This is a genomic window from Bradyrhizobium sp. INPA03-11B (genome assembly GCF_040446015.1).
GTDB classification, from domain to species: Bacteria; Pseudomonadota; Alphaproteobacteria; order Rhizobiales; family Xanthobacteraceae; genus Bradyrhizobium; species Bradyrhizobium macuxiense_A.
Genome location: NZ_JASGSR010000079.1, coordinates 18,528 through 37,525 on the forward strand (window position 1 = coordinate 18,528; position 18,998 = coordinate 37,525).

The following is an 18,998-nucleotide window of genomic DNA, read 5'->3' on the forward strand; positions in this document are numbered from 1 at the left end:
CTCTGGACATGGCGCGGCCCTCCCGGCCATAATGGCCAGGTTGGAGCGCACGCCAATGCGCTGCCCTCATTCGACCGCCCGCCCAACGCTGCCAGGCGTCGGGGCAAATTCCTGCCAGGGAATGGCGGCCTATAGCTCTCGTCCGGGTTATCAAGCCCACTGATCAGAATCGTTGATTTGCAGCCATTTGCCAAGCCCCTTCGGGGGCGTTCGGCGTAGCTAAATTCGCGACACGGCACGTGGCCTTTTACGAGCGCACTTATGCTGCGCCGCATTGCCCTAACTGCTGCCCGCGGCAATCTCGACCGCGTATGGCGTATATCCGCCCGGAATAGAACCCCCGCCGCCGCCATCACCGCCGCCGCCACCGCCGCCACCGGTGCCGAAGCCGCCGGAAGGAGTGTCGATGGTGGTGCCAGGGATAAACGTCGACGTTGCCACGCGAGCTCCGGTGATGTGCGGAAAGCCGCGATAGTTGTTGGCACCCCCGTCGGCGATCAGGCCGATCGCCGCGCCGTATTTGGCGACCGCCATGTTCAGCGTCCGGTCATAGTCGGGCGCGATCTCGCCCCAATCCCCGACCGACAACAGGCCGCCGAACGGAACGACCATTTCGATCTGGCTGACGCCATCCCAGGCATCGATATTCGACGCCCGGTTGGCGCAGTAGCCAGAGCGCATCACCAGCAGGCCGGGCGCAAACCACGTCGTCACAGCGCTGGCGCGCGGCTCGGTCACGCTGATCGTGATATGCCGATCGTCGATGATCGAAGTGACCTGGAACGCCCGGGCATAGGCATTGCGGACCGTGAAGGTGACGCCGCCATCGGTCACTGTGGCGCCCGGCGTGACGCTGGGTGATACCGGGGCGCTAGCTCCAGTTATCCCCGTCGTGATAGCGGTCGCCTCCCAATAGACATTCCGGTAGTCGCTCGGGTTGCCCGCCGAGCTGTAGCGGAAGCGGCGCCGGTCGCCGACCTCGATCGCGGCGGACCGCGCGACGTCGGACAGATCCTGGCTGGTGGCATCGACGGTCGGAAAGGTCGGGATCTTGTTGCGCCGCGGATCGCCGAAATCGACGTCGTCCTCGATCGCGTATTTGCGGACGAAGACGTCGCGCTGCAGCGCGAACTTGTTGAGGATCTCGAACTGCGCATTGCCGTCGAGATCGAACGACGCGGTGCCCTTCAGCAAGCCGGAGAATTCATAATCCCTGGTCGTCGGCACCTTGGCGTTGGTGACCTCGATCAGCACCTCGGCGCGCTCGAACAGCCGGTTCTCGATGTCGCGCCTGTTGAAGAGGCTCCCCGTCCTGGTCGCGACCTTGAACGAGCCGGTCGGGAAGTCGCCTTTGTTGGTCGAGGTGGTATCGCCGACCTCGAGCCCGGCCTGAGGCTGCCAGGTGATCCCGCCGATCGTGATCGGCCGGCCATAGTCGGTGACGCGGATCACCGCCCCGGACGCCTGCGTAATCGTCAGCAGGAAGGCCGGTCGGGCGCCTGCGAAACTGAATGAATAGGTCTGCATAGACCCTCCTTACCCTCCGGCCGCCGCCATGGCCTGGCCAAAGCCCTGGGCGTATTGCCGCTGGACGCGCCGCGCCGAACTGGTCTTCACCGGCGGCAGCGAGATGTTCATGGTGATGTTGCGGCTGTCGACGCTCGAGGACGACGACTGGCCGGCCGGCGTGATCGTGATCCGCTCGCCGCCGTTCACCATGGCGTGGAACGGGACCTGGTCGCCCGATGTCGGCCCCTGCGCGACGACGTCGAGGCCGGATGCTGCCTTGTAGTAGCCGATCTGCAGCGCGCCGCGGCCGCTGTAGAGCGGGTTGAGCGAAGCAGTGTTAGCGCTGGTCGCGGAACTGTTCTGCTGGATCGCCTGCGTCAGTTGCGCGATCGCCTGGTCGCGTGCGATCGATTCGGGTCGACTGTTCAGCCAGGCCAATTCTTCCTGCAGGTTTGCGTTCTTGACCGCGGTGTCCGTGGTCTGCGAATTCTTGATGTCGTAGAGTTGCTGAACCTGGCTGATGATGTCGGATTCGGCGATATTGGTGGATTTAGACAAGCCCAGTTGGCCTGGCTGCATCTGAAGTATGGCTTCCGCCGAACCGCCTGGATTGTTTGTGATCGTTCCGGCGGTCAGACGCTGGATTGCCGCGATGGTCGAATTGAGCCCCTGACCATTGGCAAGGGATGCGTTCGCCTGATCCAGAACGTTCGGCGGCCCAGGCAAGTTCTTCGCCGCCAAAAGTTGCATGTAGGTGTTGATCGGCAGGCTGCTGGCAGGTGCGCGACCGTTGCTCTGGCCTTCCTTGGTCTGGAAGAAGCCGAACGAATTGTCGCCGCCTGGCGTGATGTCCGCATATTGCGCGTCGTGCGCAGCGCGCTGAGCGTTCTCATAGGCCTCCGCGATCTTCTGTGCCTGTTCAGCCCACTGAGCGGCTGCGACTGCACCCGTATTATTGGCAATGATGGCAGCCTGCGTCGAAGTCGCGCCACCCTCGATCGCGTTGCGGTACGCAATGGCCGCCTTTACGGTTGCCTCCTCGGCAGTGCCCTTGACCTCCAGCAAGGCCACCTGATCGCGCGACACTTCCACCTGCTTTTGCCACTGCTGGTAGAGCTGCTCCGCGGCGTTGTCCGCCTTCTGGTCAGCGATCTGACGGGCCTTTGAAGCTTGATCGTCTTGCTGCTGCTTTGCGAGCGACGCCTGTCGCGACGCCTGCTCTTCCTGATTGGCCGTCTCCTGTGCAGCGATCCCTTCGGCCGTCTTCGCGTCGACACCTTCGCGAACGAGTCGATTATAGTCCGCCTGGGCCTGCGCCCTGATCGCCTCTTGGGGATTACTGGCAGACGCGACAGCATATTGGTCTTGCAACGAAGCCAGCGTATCCTTCGCGGCCGAACTGACCTGGGCCTGCGCAGCCTGAAGGTTCGAAGCCGCAAGAGCCGCCGCTTCTGTCTTGTCGTATCCTTGGTCGATATAGTTGGCGTAGTCGGCTGTGTATTGCGCAGCCATCTTGGCCGCGCCGCCGACCGCCTCAAAAACAGGGAGTTGATTCTGCGCCTTCTCCAGTGCGAGCGCAGCCGACTGACCGACCTCGCCCCATTTGGCGCTTATATCTGCGACGCGCTGGTTGTAGTTGACTGCCTGGTCCCTGGCGTCCTGCAGGGACGCGATCTGGTTCTTGATGGCGATGCCGGCTGAATCCGCCCCATCGACGGCGACGCCCTTGTCCTTGGCCTCCTGCAGCTTTTCATATTCGAGTTGAAGAATCCGGATCTGCTCGATCTGCGGGGTGACCGCCTGAACGACGGTCCGCGCCTCGGTCGACAGTTTGTTCAGGGCGATGGCGCCGTTCGCACCGAGCTTGTCGACGTCGTCCTGTGCCTTCTGGACGTTCTTGTCCAACGCAGCGAAGTCCGGCAGCGAGTCTGCGCCCATCAACGACCCGAAGCCGCTGTTCAGCTGGTCGGAGAACGAGGGATTGATGGCGGCCTGCTGCGCGGCCTTGGCCTGTTGGAGATTGTCCTGCGGGGTCGCGACGATGCCGGGCCCGTTCTTGATCAGCGACATCGTATTGGCAAGAACGCGCCACGCCGCCGACAGCGTCGTGACACTGTCCTGTGCCCGCTTGTTGGCAGGAACCATCGAGTCGATGATGACCTGCGTCGCCTTGGTGCGATCGCCCTGGTTCTGCAGCGTGCTGATATACTCCAGCGTGCTGGCATCCATCGACATGTAGGTCTTGTTGATCTCCTCCGCGCCCTTGACGAGATCGCCGCTCAGGGCCGCCGCCAGGTCCTTGGTCGCGGTCGCTGCATCCGTGCCGGTCAGCACCGCGTAACCATGAACGGCGTCCCCGACGCCTTTCAGGTTCTGGACGGCGATATTGCCGGTCTTGGCGAACTCGATTGCCGCCGTTCGCGCGTCACTGATGGACAGGCCGGTCGCGGACGAGTTGGTCTTGGCAAAATTGTTGAGATCGGCCGCGGTCGCGCCGGTCGCCGCGCCGATGCCAGTGAGAGCGCGCGTCACCTGCCCGTTGGCTTCCTGCCAGCTGTTCCCGAGATACAGCGCGCCGGCGCCGGCAGCAGCCATGCCGCCGACCAGCAGCGCCGTCGGCGAGATCAGCCCGGCAAATACACCGGCGGCTTCCTTGAACGCGCCGGTGAGACCGCCCTCGCCCGTCGCGGCATAGGTCAGGTGGTTCATCTGGCCGGCCAGGGCCTGCGTCGGCGGAATGCCGAGCGCGAGCTGCTCGACCGTCGACCGAACGGCATGCATCGCCGCCTGCCCCTGCGTCGACAGGCCGGCATGGGAGTGTGCCACGTCGTCGACTGCCGTCTTGGCGTTCTTGAGCGCGGACACTTCGTCGACGAACGAGGATTTTGTCGCAGCGCGCGCCGCGATGCCCTCGGCCTCGGTCAGCGCGCCGACCTTGACCGCCTGGTTGATCTCCGTCAGCGTCGCCTTGTACTGCTGGCCCGCTGCGAACAGCGGATTGTACTTCGCGCGGAGATCGTCCAGCGTCTTGCCGTAGGCAGTGACGTCGGCCGCCCGCGCCGCGGTGTTCGTGTCGCCCAGGATGCCGGTGCTGACATTGATGTTCTTCTGAACCGCGGCGACCTGCTCCAGCGCCATGCGCTGCTTCTGCAGCGACTGGCTGACGCCGCCGTAGCGCTGTTCGGCGACGGCCAGGACGGCATTGCCGCGTTCGAGCAGCGCCGGATTCTGGGCGACGGCCACGTTGACCTGCTGCTGGACCTTCTCGAACTGGGAGAGTTGCCCGGCTGTTGTGCTGAAGCGGCGCTCGAGCGAGGCGAACTTACTATCAATAGGTCCGGTCGATTTATCGACATTCTGCGCCGCGACGGTGACACCATCCATGGCCTTGGAGAGGCCCTGCATCTCGCTCGTCGTCTCCTCGACGCCCTGCGTCACGGACTGGATGATGATCTTGTCGACGGTGTCGGTCATGGCCGGTCTCTCAGTGTTTCACAACCTGCGTGCCGACCCACGGAATTGGCGGAATAACGTTGGCGGATGTCTCCGCCAGCCAATCTCCGAGTGCCGATATGCAGGCACATCGATCCTCTAAGGTACCCGCGCCCGACGCTGCCAGCTTGAGCAGCCGTAATGACGCCGTCGCACCCTGAATGAAGCAATTCCGTTGAAACTCGAGCTGCTGGCCAAGTGCGGTTGTCTGAGCGAGGAGAGCTTCTAACTCCGCAATGCGCTGATGGAGCAGTTCAACCTGGTCAGAACCGTTTCGCTTCTTCACAGGGTGCCGCACGGTCAACATACCTCGCTGTGCCGGGCGGACGGTGCAGCAGCCTCGAGGGGAAACGCCTTGCGGAATCCCTGTTTTAAGGCCAACTGAAATAGTTCGATGTCTTCGCCAGTTAGATCGGGATCTCGACGCAATCGAGCGCTGGCGCCTTCGGCAGCGACGATGAAATGCAGTTCGCAACGCGTGCGAGCGGTTGGCTTCTTTGCAACGACGGCCGCGGCGCAATCGCCAAGATCGCGCCCGGCCGCTCTTGCCATGTCGATTACGTCGGAAAGAGTCATCGGCTCCCGTTCCGTCTCAAAAATTCCATTTCTCGCTCACGCTGCGACAGCGTCTTGACCGCGTCGCCTACGTGCCGAAATCCCGCCAGCTCGAGCATGCGCACATCGCGCTCACGTTCGGCTCGGCTCATCGCCTTACCATCCGTCTCGCCAGCGTTGCCTAGAACATCGGCCACCAGGCCGCGGCACATCTCGGCCGCATCGTGCGCCTGACGGAGCTTCCCAGCATTCGAGCCAGACAGCACACGCCCGGCCTTCAGCGAACGAGCGGTGATCACGGCCTCGGCATTTGCCGGAACGGATACAAAGCTCCACTCCAGCAGCTCCCACTTCGTGATATCCAGGCCTCCGCCGCTGATCGGGCTCGATTCCAGAACACGAAAGCCGATACTGACGTTGTTGATCACTCGGTTTTTGATCAGCCCGTAGATCTCGTCGGCATTCTGCGATGTGCCGGACGGTGGAAACTGCGCCTCACCTTCGATGCGGTCGGCGAAGATACTGATTGCCGTTGGCTGCGCGACAGGCATGGATTGATCGTGAAAAGCGATGACCGTTCCCGTCTTGAGAAAATCAGCTTTGTTCACGAGCCCCCGGGGACGCACGATGTCTCCGACACGGTCGGAACTCTGGGTGGTGAGCGTCGCGCTGACAAGCCGAGAGCCGGTCGACTTGATCGCGCCAAAGATGAACTTGTGATGCATATCGCGCTCTCTCTATGCGTAAGCTGCAGCGCCAGCGCCAACCAGCGCGGCGGCCTCCGGCTCGAAGAGCTGGACGGTCGCGCCGGCAACGATAGTGCCATGGGCCGGCGTTCCGATCGGCCTTGGAAAGGCGCCGTCGGTGAGCACATAGTCGGCGGAGAGCGTCACGCTGACCGGCGTCGCGTGATTGATCGTGGCACCGATGTTCACGCGGATGGAAGTGCTACCACCAGCGACGCCGATCGTCTGTTGTGCATCGGGCGGAGCTGGTGGAGCTGGCGGCTCAAGCCACTCGATTAACGTGATGGTCGGCTCGACCTCGTGCGTGTCAAGGTTTATGGAGGTAGGATTCAGTGCCAAGAACACGTCGGCCACATTCTTTGGAAGGACACAGATGCCCTGGTAGGTGGCGCCATCTGCAGCGAACCAAGTCATTTCGTATCGACCGCTGCTGTTAAGATTGACGCGCGCACGCTGCTGCCCGATCGACGGTCCGTCGCCGTAAATGTCACACCGCCGCGTCGCGGTTTCAAAGAAGAGCCCGTCAAACGGCCATTCCCACTGCAGGTACCCGAGATATCGGCCGTACCCGTATCGATCCATGATGCGATTTGATGCTGCCATCGATCCTCTCCTCTCAGGCCGCAGGGCCTACGTCGCGCAACAGTTCGACGCGCGGATGATGGAATTCGACCGCAGCATTCTGCACGGCGACGTTGGCCAGCCCTTCCGGCATTGCGATGATGTCGCCTCTGAAACACTGAACGCCGGACGGACTTTCGTATCCACCGCGCAGCACTTCGACCAGCACATCACCTTCCTTGGCTACTTCTCTCAGAGGCGGCCGGGCCGCCGCCCGCAAAGGCGCGACGACGGCATCATTCAAGGTGACACGGCCATTAAACTCGCTACCGGCGACAGCTCTCTTGGTTGGCGCCGGCGCTTCCGCGCGAACAATAGGCGAGGGCTTCGGCAGGAGAACAAAGTATTCATCCATGACCGACCGCCATTGAGCGACCGATTCGACCGCCACAGGCGCGGCGAAGTAGACGATCGGTAAGCTTCGCATGATCTCTTCGCCGAGCTCTGCGCGAGCGTTGTCGTACAGCTTCCTAGCCGCCGCATTCGCGCTAATCACCCCGCGCAGCGCGGTCTCGAGCGCATCGGCCCCGCGCTTCATTTCGGCATGGTAGTGTGAGACGCGCTGCGCCCGATGGACGGCCGTCGCATTGGCCAGCTCCTGCCGAAGCCGAGGCAGGAGAATTTCGAGGTCGCGCAGATCGTCCTCGATTTCCAGCCGACGCTCTCGCGCTGCGGAGCGCGCTTTCCGATCGTCGAAGCTTTCCCTGGCGGACGCCTCAAGCTGCGTCTTCTCTCGGATTAGCGCCGGTCTCCTCGCTTCCAGCTCGGCAATCTTGGCCGCGATGCTCGCAACCGTGGGTGAGGCGCCTACCAGCTTACGGATAAAGTCGGCAACAGCCATGGAACGAGCCTCTTCTCAAGTTGGGAACGACCTATTTCACTTTGATGGCACTTCGGGTTTGAAATTTTAATCGGAGATTTTTGCAAACTTTGACCGCGCGCCGGTCGCGATGTTCTCGATCTGGCGTCGGCCGATCGGGCGGCCGCCGTTGAGCGCCAGGATGTTACGCAACGAAACGGACTTCGGATCGCTGCTGCCGGTGTTACCGTGCGTCGCGAGCTCGCGGATGAGCTCTGCCGCCAATGCTGATGCCTTCGCGTGACGTGAGCCGCTGCCAAACGAGGCCAGGTGCAGTCGAATCGCCCGGTCTCGTTGCTCGTTGCGCTGGATGCGCTTGATGTGAGCCGGCCGTGACGCGATCAGTTCTCGCTCCATCTCCGCACGATCGTCTGGCTGCAGGCGATCGAGGATAGCCTGGATCCGCGGTGCGAATATCATTGGGCTTCCTCGCACCTCAGGTCCTGCCGTTGCCTCGCCTCCCACTCGCGAATCTGTCGACGCTGCTGAAGCCGGCGGCATGTGTCGCCGCAGAAAAGTCTCGGCCGCCCTCGCTGACGCGTGACTTCGAACGGCATTCCGCAGACGACGCATGCGGTCGCCTGCACCAGGTCGAGCGACAGCTGCCTTCCCCTCATGACCGTGCCTGCAAAATATTCGGCTCGGCGAACGGCGGCAGCTCGAAGCATCGCAGGTCGGCCAGGAAGCGCGCAGCCGGCGCGCTGGAGCGATCGAACGGATCTCGACCGGAGTTTCTCCCGTCACGCCCACACGACGACGCACGGCCACCGGAAGCGGTCTGACGCGTCGCCGGTTGCCGGCGTCGCCGATCGAGCCCTCGAAAATTCAACTCGCGACAAAAAAACCTGCGAATGGCTGCTGGCGCGGTTGGCGCCCCCCTGCCGGGCAGGGCGGCTAAACCCCCTACCCCTCGGCGAACAGGGCAGCTAAGGAGGCGGCGGTCTTGCGAGCGTGGTCTGATCCGCACAGGCATCGGCTGTTGCCGGGATCGAACGGCGCGCAGATGGCCAGCGTTCGCCTTGACTTGCTCGCCCCAGGCAGCGTGCGGCAATCGTGGATTAATTTGCTTCGGCTGGACTTGAACCGTCCGGCCATCGGCCTTCGGTAGCAGCAGCGCCTTGAACCTGATCCCTGCCAGTGGTTGCTCAAAGGATCGGTACCGCTCGTGCCTGTAGGACCACAGGCGGCCCGAGCAGTCTAGGAAGGAAACGCCTAACAGCCGCCCGTTAGCATCATCCAGCTGCAACACCACGCGCTGCAGGTTCGCATCCGTCTCCCAGAAGAAAACGAACACGTAGCCCGCGATGACCGACACAGGACGCTCGCGCTTGTGCTGCACAGGCTTCGCTAGTTCCGCCGTCACGTCCAGCGAGAACGCATCCTGCAGCGGTTTCATTCATTCGCTCCAACATAATCGTCCTCTCGATTTGCTGGGCTGCGCCGGACTTCAACCGGCAGTCTCAAAAAGATGTACCGATCGCGTACATCTTTTTCGGCGGAAGCCGAGGCCAGAAGGGTTTGCGAATTCCTTCGAACAGCTCGGCTCCAAGATCATCGCGATCTACAAGGTTGAATCCTCCTTCGCGAGGGTTTGCGAGGGTTTGGAGAGGGTCTGGAGAGGGTTTGAATAGTGCAATTCATAAATGATGGCCGATGGATAAGCCAAGAATTGCGAGGGTACGAGGGTTTTACCGTATACGCGCAAAGCACTTCGCTTATGCCATATCGGTTGGAAATCACAGGGTCGCGCATGCGCCTCGCCTCTCCCGCGAATTCTATACGCGCGCGCGAAAACCCTCGAACCCTCGCACAGCAGCGACCAACATCATGAAGGAATATACGAATTTCCATCGCGAGGGTTTTTGCAAACTCTCGCCAGACCATCGCAAACCGTCGGTGCTTTTTTAGCAACACATCGACGGGAGGATTATCGGGAGGATCATGGGAGCTTAAATGGTTGCGAACGCAACGACCTGCTCTCAAAAGGACTGATAGATCAATACCTCTGGGAGGTTGATTATATTTTGGGAGGATTGGGAGTTTTTCTACGCACGCATAGAGGCTTTCAATTATGACCCATCGTGTGCATCGCGCGCGCGCACACGCGTGCATGCATGTACAGAATAAGCTCCCGTATCCTCCCACGCGTTGATTTCGTTGCGGTTCAAGCTCCCAGCGATATCCTCCCGTGGGAGCTTGCAACCTCCCAGAAGGTACGAAAGCGGCCCTTTTCACGATGCATCACCCCCGTCGATGAGCCGAAGGCCTACGAACCAAATCACGTTCGAGTAGTGCCGCCGATATCCCATGCCCGACAGCCGAAGGGAGAAAGTCTTGTGCGAGACCGGTTCCTTGCCACTGTTGATGCTGAAACCGCGATAGGCTTCGTACAACACCGTTGATCGCACGCGTTGGCCAACATCAGCGATGACGCATGCCTTGACGAATTCGCCTACCGTTGCATCTTCGTCGCCAGGAGTAGAGGCGGTCCATCCGCCTCGTTTCGGTCTCTTGCAGGCCGGCGACATCAACTCGGCTAGAAATTGCCGTCGCGCGCTCTCTCCTGCGGCAGTCCACGCGACACGGATCAAATCGATTTCCGCTTTCGCCCGAAGCCGGGCTAGTAACTTTCGCGAGGGTTGCGGGAGCTTGGTCTCGCCTGCCTTGAGGGGGGCGCGGGGGGGATTTGGAATCTTGCGTGTGCTCATCGATCGCTCCCGATGCGAGGAGCGACATCAACGGCGACGAGCAGACGTCCATGTTGGCGCCTGCAGAACGACGCAGGAACGACCTTCGGGACTATTTCGGGACATTTTGGCGCAAACCGCGTTATTCGGTGCCGTTTCGTTCCGAAATCGCTTAGTTCTCCGATCCCCAGGAACCGGGGATGATGTTGATCTTTCGTTGGAAAAATGGTCGGAGCGAGAGGATTTGAACCTCCGACCCCTAGTCTCCCAGACTAGTGCGCTAACCGGGCTGCGCCACGCTCCGATGCCGTTCCATTAGCTGCGATCCTGCGTTCGCGCAAGGCGCAGCAGGCCCTTAAGGACTGCAATCCGGGCACCGGTTCCCGGGATCAGCCGTCCTTCATCGCCGTATCGATCATCTGCCGGCAGGCGACCAGCTCCTGCAGCACACGTTCGAGCCGCTCCCGATCCACTGCCGGAACGGAAGGCCGCACCGGCGGCGCAGCGGGCGCCTTGCCCGGCTGGGCATGCGCCTTGTAGGTCGACAGGATCGGATCCTCGTCGGGATCGACGAATCGGTAGTCGATGCCCTTCTCGTCGCCGTCGCCCTCCTCGCCGTCGAAATCGAGGCCGTCATTGCTCTCGAGGTCGTCGGGCTCGGCCATGCTGTTGCCGACCGCCTCCTCGACCGCGCCGAACGAGACGGCCGCGGTCTGGTCGGCGATGCCCTGCACCGACTTGATGCCGTGCTCTTTGAGGATCCGCTGCACGCCGCGGATGGTGTAGCCCTCACCGTAGAGCAGCCGGCGGATGCCCTTCAGCAGGTCGACGTCGTCGGGGCGATAATAGCGGCGTCCGCCGCTGCGCTTCATCGGCTTGATCTGCGCGAAGCGCGTTTCCCAGAATCTCAGCACATGCTGGGGAATATCGAGCTCGTCCGCGACTTCGCTGATGGTACGGAACGCATCCGGCGCCTTGTCCAAATGCCCGCTCCTCTGGCTTCAATGCCTGGAGCCTCGTCCGTTCCGATTGAATCGGAACGGGACTCCAGACTCTGGTTCTGGCGCGTCTTCTTCACGCGAACCGGGTATCCACTTCGCTTGAAAACGCCCTAGTCGGCCTTGCTGCCGTCGCCATTGGTGACGACGTGGCCATTGATCCGCTGCTTCAGGATCGCCGACGGCTTGAACACCATCACGCGCCGCGGCGAGATCGGCACCTCGGTGCCGGTCTTTGGATTGCGGCCGATACGCTGGCCCTTCTTGCGCACCATGAAGGAGCCGAACGAGGACAGCTTCACCGTCTCGCCCCTTTCCAGGCAATCGGTGATCTCCTTCAGCACCAACTCGACAAACGCCGACGATTCCGTGCGCGACAGACCTACCTTTTGGTAGACCGCCTCGCACAAATCGACACGCGTCACTGTTTTTCCGGTTCCCGTCGTCATCGCCTGCCCCGCACTCTCGGCGAACAATTTCTTGACTGAAATTAAAAGCTTAGCGCGCAATGGTCAACAGCGACCAGCATGCACGCTGGAAAAGAACCTTACGAAATATCCGTACTTTTAGGCGAAGCGCTCACCAGCGCACGAGCGCCGAGCCCCAGGTGAAGCCGCCACCCATCGCCTCGAACAGCACCAGATCGCCCTTCTTGACGCGTCCGTCCTTCACGGCGACCGACAGCGCGAGCGGGATCGAGGCCGCCGAGGTGTTGCCGTGCTTGTCGACCGTCAAGACCACCTTCTGCGGCGCAATATGCAGCTTGTGGGCCGACGCGTCGATGATTCGCTTGTTGGCCTGGTGCGGAATGAACCAGGTGATGTCGTCCGCCGTGAAGCCGGTGGCGTTGAACGCATCGACGATCACATCGGTGATCATGCCGACGGCGTGCTTGAACACCTCGCGGCCCTCCATCCGGAGATAGCCGACCGTCTTGGTCGAGCCGGGACCGCCATCGACGAACAGCTTCGACTTGTGGCGCCCGTCGGAGCGCAGATGCGTCGTCAGCACGCCGCGATCGTCGGTCGTGCCGGACTGCTGCTGCGCCTCCAGCACCACCGCGCCGGCGCCGTCGCCGAACAGCACGCAGGTGCCGCGGTCGTTCCAGTCGAGGATGCGCGAGAAGGTTTCGGCGCCGATCACCAGCGCCCGCTTGTGGGAGCCGGAACGCAGGAAATTATCCGCGGTGGTCAGCGCAAAGACGAAACCCGAACACACTGCCTGCAGGTCGAAGGCCACGCCGTGGTTGATGCCGAGCGCGTGCTGGACCGCGACCGCGGTCGCCGGAAAGGTGTTGTCGGGCGTCGAGGTCGCCAGCACGATCAGGTCGATCGACTGGGCGTCGATCTTGGCGTCGGCGAGCGCGGCGCGCGCCGCGTTGATCGCAAGATGCGAGGTGAACTCGTCATCGGCGGCGATGTGCCGCTCGCTGATGCCGGTGCGCTGCACGATCCAGTCATCCGACGTGTCGATTCGCTGAGCCAGTTCGGCATTGGTCAAAACCCGCTCCGGCAAATATGAGCCGCAGCCGAGCACTACCGAACGTATCGCAGTCACGAGACAGCCTCCTGCGCGGTCTGCGCCTGCACCAGGGCGCTGCCGTCGCGGTTGAGCATCTGATTGATCTTGGTGAGGAGATCGTAGTGGGCCATCTCATAGCCAACATCCACCGCATAGGCAAAGCCTTCCGCGTTGATGCCGCCATGGCTCTTGACCACCACGCCGTTCAGGCCGAGCAGCAGGCCGCCATTCGACTTGTTGGGATCGAGCTTGTCGCGCAGCTTCTGGAACGCGCCGCGGGCAAACAGGTAGCCGATCCGCGCCAGCCAACTCGACGACATCGCCTCACGCAGCAGCGCGAACATCTGGCGCGCGGTTCCCTCGGCGGCCTTCAGCGCGATATTGCCGCTGAACCCTTCCGACACGATGACGTCGGCGAGCCCCTTGCCGATCGCGTCGCCCTCGACGAAACCGATATAGTCGAACTGGTTCGAGTTCATCGCGCGCAGCATCTCTGCCGCCTCTCGAATTTCGCCGTGGCCCTTGATCTCCTCGGAGCCGATATTGAGCAGGCCGACGGTCGGCCGCTCGAGATTGAACAGCACGCTCGCCATGGCGCTGCCCATCACCGCCAGCGTCGCCAGATGGCGGGCGTCGCCGCCGATCGAGGCGCCGAGATCGAGCACGACCGAATCGCCGCGCAGCGTCGGCCACACCGCGGCGAGCGCCGGGCGGTCGACGCCGGGCAGTGTCCGCAGATTGATCCCGCCCATCGCCATCAGCGCGCCGGTATTGCCGGCGGAGACCGCGACATCGGCCTCGCCATGCTTCACCGCGTCGATCGCCAGCCACATCGAGGACGCACGGCGGGTCCGCCGCAGCGCCTGGCTCGGCTTCTCGTCATTCTTCACGGCGACGTCGGTATGGATCACCTTCGATACCGCCTTCAGCGCAGGATGTTTCGCGAGCTCCGGCTCGATCTGGGCCTGGTCCCCGACCAGCAGGAATTCGCTGTCGGGATGACGGCTCAACGAGATCGCGGCGCCGGGAATGACGACGGAAGCGCCGACATCGCCCCCCATGGCGTCAAGCGCGATTCGAACCTTATGAGGCATGAACGTCCCGGAAGCCTGCTCTCCCGCAGCCCTTCAGACGAAGACCGCGAGCTTGAAGTCACCGCCGTCAACGGCGCCCGGCGAAACACCAACTCGGGTCCCGGCCGGGCCGCGACAATAGCGTGTCCGCGGTCCGACACAACCTCTTGACCACAAACAAGGCAGTGGCCGAACCGTCACGCAACGCATTAAGATATATCAGAAATACATTGTATTTCAACGTATTGTGACACTTATTTGAAGTGACCGCGGACGCCGTTCGCGCAGCTCCGCAGGCGAGCCATCCCCGCAAATGTGACGCCGGCCACCCCTCGGCTGCCTTTAACTGCCCTTGGGCTTCTTGCCGTCCGCCTTGCCCTTCAGCGCCTTCAGGGCGGCGAAGGGATGATTTTCCGGGTCAGGCGCTTCAACCGCTTGTTCAAAGACCGCATCCACCTTGCGTGGATACGGGTCGATGCCGAGGAAAAGCGCATCGGTGGCGAGCCGGCCGATGTCGATGAAGCCGCCGACGATCGGCTCCGGCGGATCCGGCGTCTCCTCGTCACTCTCCTCGGCGTCGTCGACCAGGTCGGCCATTTGCGGAATCTGCTCGGGCGGCGCGAACATCACGTCGATCGGCTCATCGATCTCGTTCTCGATCGGATCGAGCGTCACCACGCAGGTCTGCCCGACCCTCGCCTGAACCCGGCCGGTGACGTGATAGCTGCCGTCGCGCTTGGGCTGCAGGTCGAACTCCGCCTGCGCGGAGATGACCTCCCGCAACTCCCCGACATCGGCCATCGCCTTGCGCGCCGCTTCGTCGGCTACGATCGCACGATGCAGGCCGGTCTCGGGGATCTGCGCGACGTTGATCAGAACCCGCCAAGGATCACGCGCATCAGTCCGCCCTGTGCTGCCGCCGCTCATGCCGCACTCCCCGCAGTCTGTGGCGCCGGAAAGCGCCATTCGCCCTGCGTCAGCGCTTCGCGGTTGGCGCGTGCCAATCCGGCCAGCGCCGCTCGGGCATAGGTGGCCAGTTCGCGGGCCTTGTCGATGTTCTGACCATTGAGGATGTTCTTGCAGAACGACTCGGCCAGGGCCTGGTCGCTGTCGTTCAGCGCCAGGTCATAGGCCGCGGTGCGGCCGTAGAAGGCCTCGCCGAACGCCTGCATGCGCTTCGGCACCGTGAGGTCGCCGACGCCCATTTCCCTGAGATTGTCGTCCATGTCGATGCAGAAGTGATCGAACAGGGCCTGCGACAGCTCCCCACCGCCCTCGACGGATTTTAATCGTCGCAACACCATCCACAGGTGCATCAGAAGCAGGTCAAAACGGCCGTTAACCGTGTCCGGAACGCCCAAGTCACGGTAAAATAACGGTTCTCGCGCCTGCGTCACGATCATGCCATAGATGGTCTCAATGGTGCTGCGCGCGGGCACCGGGGGTCTTTTGAAGTGATTGAACGGCCAAAGCATAGCGGGTTCCGGCTGCCGGCCCCCCAAAGGACGCCTGTTGAGGGCTCGCCCATTGGAGCTCGGCATGATTGCAATCCATTGAGCTGCCCGGTACGTCAATGCTCCGGCCGATGCAAGGGGACGGATCAGTTCCGCCGATGAACCACACTCTTCCCAAACCGTCTCGCGCGGCTTCCGCGCGCGGGTTCTTCACGCGCTTCCGCGCCATCGCAGTCGTCGGCCTGTTCTGCGCCGCCGCGCTCGGCGGCTGCGCCGGTGAGCAATTCCAGAAGGGCTACATCCTGCCCGACGGCGCGCTCGAGCAGATTCCGATCGGCGCGAGCCAGGATCAGGTGCTGATCGTGCTTGGCACGCCCTCGACGGTCGCAACGCTGGACGGCGAGGTGTTCTATTACATCTCGCAACGAACCTCGCGTCCGGTCGCCTTCATGAATCAGCGGGTGGTCGACCAGCGCGTCATCGCGGTCTATTTCGACAAGAACCGGCAGGTGCGCCGGCTCGCCAATTACGGCCTGAAGGACGGCAAGATCTTCGACTTCGTCAGCCGGTCCACGCCGACGTCGGGCCAGGAAATGTCGTATCTGACACCGCTGTTCAAGCTGCTGAGCTTCAATTAGCGCGCGCAACGCATCGCGCTTTAGCGCGAAAAAACTGCGCCAAGTTGTCGCGCTTGTCCGATGGGCAAGCGGTCCCCTAGGCTTGCTCACAAACAAGAGCCTGAGCAGGGGGTAAGCGCGTGAGAGCCAAGAGTTTTTCCCGTCGTACGGTATTGTCCGGCACGGCCGCGTTGGCGGCCGCATCGATCCTGCCGCGCGCAAGCCTGGGGGCCGGCGACTGGCGGCCGACCGAGACGGTTCGGATCATCGTGCCGGCGGCAGCCGGCGGCTCGACCGACGTGATGGGGCGGCTGCTGGCCGCGCATCTGCAGCCGCTCTGGGGGCAGTCGGTGGTGGTAGAGAATCGCTCCGGCGCCGGCGGCACCATCGGCACATCAGAGGTCGCGCGCAGCAAGGGCGACGGCCACACCATCCTGATCGGCAATCCCGGCCCGAACGCGATCGCCTTCAGCATCTTCCGCAATCTGACCTACAAGGCCGACCAGCTGCAGGCGGTCTCCAACATGATCCGGATCCCGAACATCGTCTCGGCGCATCCGTCGACCGGCATCAAGTCGATCCCCGAATTGATCGCCTATCTGAAGAAGAACCCCGACAAGCTCACCTACGGCTCGTCCGGCACCGGACAGAGCCCTCATCTCACCGGCGCCTGGTTCCTGCAACTCACCGGACTGAAGATGACGCATGTGCCGTTCCGCGGCGCTGGCCCCGCGCTGCAGGCCGGGCTCGCCGGCGACATCCAGATCCTGTTCGACAATCTCTATCCGTCGCTGCCGCAGGTGCTGGACGGCAAGCTCAACGGGCTCTGCGTCACCACGACCGACCGCAGCGACTCCGCGCCCAATCTGCCTGTCATGCGCGAGGGCGCGCCGGAACTCGCAAAATTCGACGTCGCGTCCTGGTTCGGCGTGTTCTTGCCGAAGACCGCGCCAGCGCCCGTGGTCGACGAGCTGAACCGCCAGATCAAGGCGATGCTGGAACGCGACGACGTCAGGAAGAACATCGCCGGCATGGGCGCCCGCGCCGACTACGGCACGCCGCAGCAATTCTCCGATTTCGTCGATGCGGAGACGAAGAAGTTCGCCGCGATCATCGAGAAGGAAGGCTTGCAGATGGAGGTCAAGTGACGGCCGCCTTCAATGCTACGACGACTTGTTGATCTTCTTGACCTTGGCGTCGGTTGCTTCGATCGACATCGCCAGCTCCATGATTGCCTGCGACAGCAGCTCGATGGCCTCTTTCTGATCCTGCGACTTGGAGGCGCGGAGCGCATAGTTCCGGGCGGATGAGAGCGACATCGATTGATCTCCGTTTGGTTGGCGTCTGGTTCTCAGCGGATTCCGTTGGCGGAATACACTGTCATTGCGAGGAGCGACAGCGACGAAGCAATCCATTTCTCCACATGTGGAGGGATGGATTGCTTCGCTCCGCTCGCAATGACGCTGCGATATCTCGCGTCCCCCTAAAGCAAAACCCCCGCGGCTTGCACCGCGGGGGTTACGTTTATTCGTGTCGCGCCGCTCAGTGCGCCAGGACCGCCAGCAGCAGCAGCGCCACGATGTTGGTGATCTTGATCATCGGGTTCACCGCCGGGCCCGCCGTATCCTTGTAGGGATCGCCGACGGTGTCGCCGGTCACCGCGGACTTGTGGGCATCACTGCCCTTGCCGCCGTAGTGGCCGTCCTCGATGTACTTCTTGGCGTTGTCCCACGCGCCGCCGCCCGAGGTCATCGAGATCGCGACGAAGAGACCGGTGACGATGACGCCGAGCAGCATGGCGCCGACCGCCGAGAACGCCGCCGACTTGCCGTCCGCACCGCCACCCGCAATGAAATAGATCAGGAAGTAGACCACGATCGGCGACAGCACCGGCAGCAGCGAGGGGATGATCATTTCCTTGATCGCCGCCCGGGTCAGCAGGTCGACCGCCTTGCCGTAGTCCGGCTTGTCGGTGCCCTGCATGATGCCGGGCTTCTCGCGGAACTGACGGCGCACTTCCTCGACGATCGCACCGGCGGCGCGGCCGACCGCCGTCATGCCCATCGCACCGAACAGATACGGCAGCAGGCCGCCGAACAGCAGGCCAACCACGACGTAAGGATTGTTCAGAGAGAAGTCCGGCTTGACGCCCTGGAAGTAGGCATGGGCGCTGGGGTCGCTGATGAAGAATTTGAGGTCCTGATTATAGGCCGCAAACAGCACCAGCGCACCGAGACCGGCGGAGCCGATCGCGTAGCCCTTGGTCACCGCCTTGGTGGTGTTGCCGACCGCGTCGAGCGCGTCGGTCGACTTGCGCACTTCCTTGGGCAGCCCCGCCATCTCGGCGATGCCGCCGGCGTTGTCGGTGACCGGGCCGAAGGCGTCGAGCGCGACGATCATGCCGGCCAGCGCCAGCATGGTGGCGGTCGCGATCGCGATGCCGAACAGGCCGGCCAGGCTGTAGGTGACCAGGATGCCGGCGATGATGACGATCGCGGGCATCGCGGTCGCTTCCATCGAGACCGCGAGGCCCTGGATCACGTTGGTACCGTGACCGGTGACCGAGGCCGCCGCAATCGACTTCACCGGGCGATAGTCGGTGCCGGTGTAGTATTCGGTGATCCAGATGATCAGGCCGGTGACGACGAGACCGACCACGCCGCACTCGAACAGCGCCATGCCGGTGAAATCGGCGCCTTCGAGCTTGCCGAAGCCGATCAGCCAGTTGATGACAGCCGCGACCCCGACCAGCGACAGGATGCCGGTGGCGATCAGGCCCTTGTACAGGGCGCCCATGATCGACTGGCTGGCGCCGAGCTTGACGAAGAAGGTGCCGATGATCGAGGTGATGATGCAGATGCCGCCG

At 62.8% G+C, this 18,998-nt stretch carries 19 protein-coding genes and 1 tRNA gene; 2 read left to right on the forward strand and 18 right to left on the reverse strand.

Annotated elements, in window-relative coordinates; translation table 11 throughout:
• Positions 1-279 precede the first annotated feature (279 nt).
• The 16 genes from QMZ05_RS27670 to QMZ05_RS27745 all read right to left on the reverse strand — a co-directional run bounded on the left by QMZ05_RS27670 (position 280) and on the right by QMZ05_RS27745 (position 15,536).
• Positions 280-1,527: a DUF2163 domain-containing protein gene (locus QMZ05_RS27670; RefSeq protein ID WP_353703637.1), complete on the reverse strand. Its 1,248-nt coding sequence runs from the start codon at positions 1,525-1,527 to the stop codon at positions 280-282.
• Positions 1,528-1,536: 9 nt separating this feature from the next.
• Positions 1,537-4,983, reverse strand: coding sequence for a phage tail length tape measure family protein (locus QMZ05_RS27675; RefSeq protein WP_353703638.1), 3,447 nt, complete (start codon positions 4,981-4,983; stop codon positions 1,537-1,539).
• Between the two features lie 318 nt (positions 4,984-5,301).
• A complete protein-coding gene (locus QMZ05_RS27680; protein WP_353703639.1) occupies positions 5,302-5,577 on the reverse strand; it encodes a hypothetical protein in 276 nt (91 codons plus the stop codon).
• Positions 5,574-6,281: an HK97 family phage prohead protease gene (locus tag QMZ05_RS27685; protein ID WP_353703640.1), complete on the reverse strand. Its 708-nt coding sequence runs from the start codon at positions 6,279-6,281 to the stop codon at positions 5,574-5,576. The genes QMZ05_RS27680 and QMZ05_RS27685 overlap by 4 nt, the downstream gene beginning before the upstream one ends.
• A gap of 12 nt (positions 6,282-6,293) precedes the next feature.
• Positions 6,294-6,905 carry a hypothetical protein gene (locus tag QMZ05_RS27690; RefSeq protein WP_353703641.1) on the reverse strand — a complete coding sequence of 204 codons (612 nt, stop codon included), beginning with the start codon at positions 6,903-6,905 and terminating at the stop codon, positions 6,294-6,296.
• Positions 6,906-6,918: 13 nt separating this feature from the next.
• A complete protein-coding gene (locus tag QMZ05_RS27695; RefSeq protein WP_353703642.1) occupies positions 6,919-7,764 on the reverse strand; it encodes a hypothetical protein in 846 nt (281 codons plus the stop codon).
• Positions 7,765-7,830: 66 nt separating this feature from the next.
• Positions 7,831-8,139, reverse strand: coding sequence for a hypothetical protein (locus tag QMZ05_RS27700; RefSeq protein WP_353703643.1), 309 nt, complete (start codon positions 8,137-8,139; stop codon positions 7,831-7,833).
• A 256-nt stretch (positions 8,140-8,395) separates the two neighbouring features.
• On the reverse strand, positions 8,396-9,178 hold the full coding sequence (locus QMZ05_RS27705; RefSeq protein ID WP_353703644.1) for a hypothetical protein: 783 nt from the start codon (positions 9,176-9,178) through the stop codon (positions 8,396-8,398).
• 835 nt (positions 9,179-10,013) lie between these two features.
• The gene (locus QMZ05_RS27710; protein ID WP_353703645.1) at positions 10,014-10,490 is read right to left on the reverse strand and encodes a hypothetical protein; all 477 of its coding nucleotides are present in this window, start codon (positions 10,488-10,490) and stop codon (positions 10,014-10,016) included.
• Between the two features lie 205 nt (positions 10,491-10,695).
• Positions 10,696-10,773, reverse strand: a tRNA-Pro gene (locus QMZ05_RS27715).
• 85 nt (positions 10,774-10,858) lie between these two features.
• Positions 10,859-11,452: a MerR family transcriptional regulator gene (locus QMZ05_RS27720; protein WP_353703646.1), complete on the reverse strand. Its 594-nt coding sequence runs from the start codon at positions 11,450-11,452 to the stop codon at positions 10,859-10,861.
• Between the two features lie 128 nt (positions 11,453-11,580).
• Positions 11,581-11,916 (reverse strand): integration host factor subunit alpha, encoded by a 336-nt coding sequence (locus QMZ05_RS27725; RefSeq protein ID WP_353703647.1) that lies wholly within the window; start codon positions 11,914-11,916, stop codon positions 11,581-11,583.
• A gap of 130 nt (positions 11,917-12,046) precedes the next feature.
• Positions 12,047-13,024, reverse strand: a complete 978-nt coding sequence (locus QMZ05_RS27730) for a beta-ketoacyl-ACP synthase III (protein WP_353703648.1) — start codon at positions 13,022-13,024, stop codon at positions 12,047-12,049.
• The gene (gene plsX / locus QMZ05_RS27735; RefSeq protein WP_353703649.1) at positions 13,021-14,082 is read right to left on the reverse strand and encodes a phosphate acyltransferase PlsX; all 1,062 of its coding nucleotides are present in this window, start codon (positions 14,080-14,082) and stop codon (positions 13,021-13,023) included. Before plsX ends, QMZ05_RS27730 begins: the two co-directional genes overlap by 4 nt.
• Positions 14,083-14,403: 321 nt before the next feature.
• Complete coding sequence (locus tag QMZ05_RS27740; protein WP_353703650.1) at positions 14,404-14,988, reverse strand: DUF177 domain-containing protein; 585 nt, start codon at positions 14,986-14,988, stop codon at positions 14,404-14,406.
• Entirely contained in the window at positions 14,985-15,536 is a 552-nt protein-coding gene (locus QMZ05_RS27745) for a ubiquinol-cytochrome C chaperone family protein (RefSeq protein ID WP_353703651.1), read from the reverse strand. Before QMZ05_RS27745 ends, QMZ05_RS27740 begins: the two co-directional genes overlap by 4 nt.
• Before the next feature lie 137 nt (positions 15,537-15,673).
• On the opposite strand from QMZ05_RS27745, the gene QMZ05_RS27750 reads away from it, so the two are divergent.
• Both QMZ05_RS27750 and QMZ05_RS27755 read left to right on the forward strand, forming a co-directional pair.
• Positions 15,674-16,153, forward strand: coding sequence for an outer membrane protein assembly factor BamE (locus tag QMZ05_RS27750; protein WP_279706386.1), 480 nt, complete (start codon positions 15,674-15,676; stop codon positions 16,151-16,153).
• A 119-nt stretch (positions 16,154-16,272) separates the two neighbouring features.
• Positions 16,273-17,280, forward strand: coding sequence for a tripartite tricarboxylate transporter substrate binding protein (locus QMZ05_RS27755; protein WP_353703652.1), 1,008 nt, complete (start codon positions 16,273-16,275; stop codon positions 17,278-17,280).
• A gap of 15 nt (positions 17,281-17,295) precedes the next feature.
• Here the strand turns inward: QMZ05_RS27755 and QMZ05_RS27760 are convergent, their stop codons facing one another.
• Together QMZ05_RS27760 and QMZ05_RS27765 are read right to left on the reverse strand one after the other, a co-directional pair.
• Positions 17,296-17,451, reverse strand: coding sequence for a hypothetical protein (locus QMZ05_RS27760; protein WP_167351864.1), 156 nt, complete (start codon positions 17,449-17,451; stop codon positions 17,296-17,298).
• A gap of 223 nt (positions 17,452-17,674) precedes the next feature.
• On the reverse strand, positions 17,675-18,998 hold a 1,324-nt coding region (locus QMZ05_RS27765), incomplete at its 5' end, for a sodium/proton-translocating pyrophosphatase (RefSeq protein WP_353703653.1).

Bases quoted from the DNA above. Each gene is read 5' to 3' on its own strand.
- QMZ05_RS27670 (WP_353703637.1), bottom strand. From the start codon at position 1,527: ATGCAGACCTATTCATTCAGTTTCGCAGGCGCCCGACCGGCCTTCCTG.
- QMZ05_RS27685 (WP_353703640.1), bottom strand. From the start codon at position 6,281: ATGCATCACAAGTTCATCTTTGGCGCGATCAAGTCGACCGGCTCTCGG.
- QMZ05_RS27705 (WP_353703644.1), bottom strand. From the start codon at position 9,178: ATGAAACCGCTGCAGGATGCGTTCTCGCTGGACGTGACGGCGGAACTA.
- QMZ05_RS27695 (WP_353703642.1), bottom strand. From the start codon at position 7,764: ATGGCTGTTGCCGACTTTATCCGTAAGCTGGTAGGCGCCTCACCCACG.
- QMZ05_RS27745 (WP_353703651.1), bottom strand. From the start codon at position 15,536: ATGCTTTGGCCGTTCAATCACTTCAAAAGACCCCCGGTGCCCGCGCGC.
- QMZ05_RS27760 (WP_167351864.1), bottom strand. From the start codon at position 17,451: ATGTCGCTCTCATCCGCCCGGAACTATGCGCTCCGCGCCTCCAAGTCG.
- QMZ05_RS27690 (WP_353703641.1), bottom strand. From the start codon at position 6,905: ATGGCAGCATCAAATCGCATCATGGATCGATACGGGTACGGCCGATAT.
- QMZ05_RS27710 (WP_353703645.1), bottom strand. From the start codon at position 10,490: ATGAGCACACGCAAGATTCCAAATCCCCCCCGCGCCCCCCTCAAGGCA.
- QMZ05_RS27700 (WP_353703643.1), bottom strand. From the start codon at position 8,139: ATGGAGCGAGAACTGATCGCGTCACGGCCGGCTCACATCAAGCGCATC.
- plsX (WP_353703649.1), bottom strand. From the start codon at position 14,082: ATGCCTCATAAGGTTCGAATCGCGCTTGACGCCATGGGGGGCGATGTC.
- QMZ05_RS27680 (WP_353703639.1), bottom strand. From the start codon at position 5,577: ATGACTCTTTCCGACGTAATCGACATGGCAAGAGCGGCCGGGCGCGAT.
- QMZ05_RS27750 (WP_279706386.1), top strand. From the start codon at position 15,674: ATGAACCACACTCTTCCCAAACCGTCTCGCGCGGCTTCCGCGCGCGGG.
- QMZ05_RS27675 (WP_353703638.1), bottom strand. From the start codon at position 4,983: ATGACCGACACCGTCGACAAGATCATCATCCAGTCCGTGACGCAGGGC.
- QMZ05_RS27725 (WP_353703647.1), bottom strand. From the start codon at position 11,916: ATGACGACGGGAACCGGAAAAACAGTGACGCGTGTCGATTTGTGCGAG.
- QMZ05_RS27740 (WP_353703650.1), bottom strand. From the start codon at position 14,988: ATGAGCGGCGGCAGCACAGGGCGGACTGATGCGCGTGATCCTTGGCGG.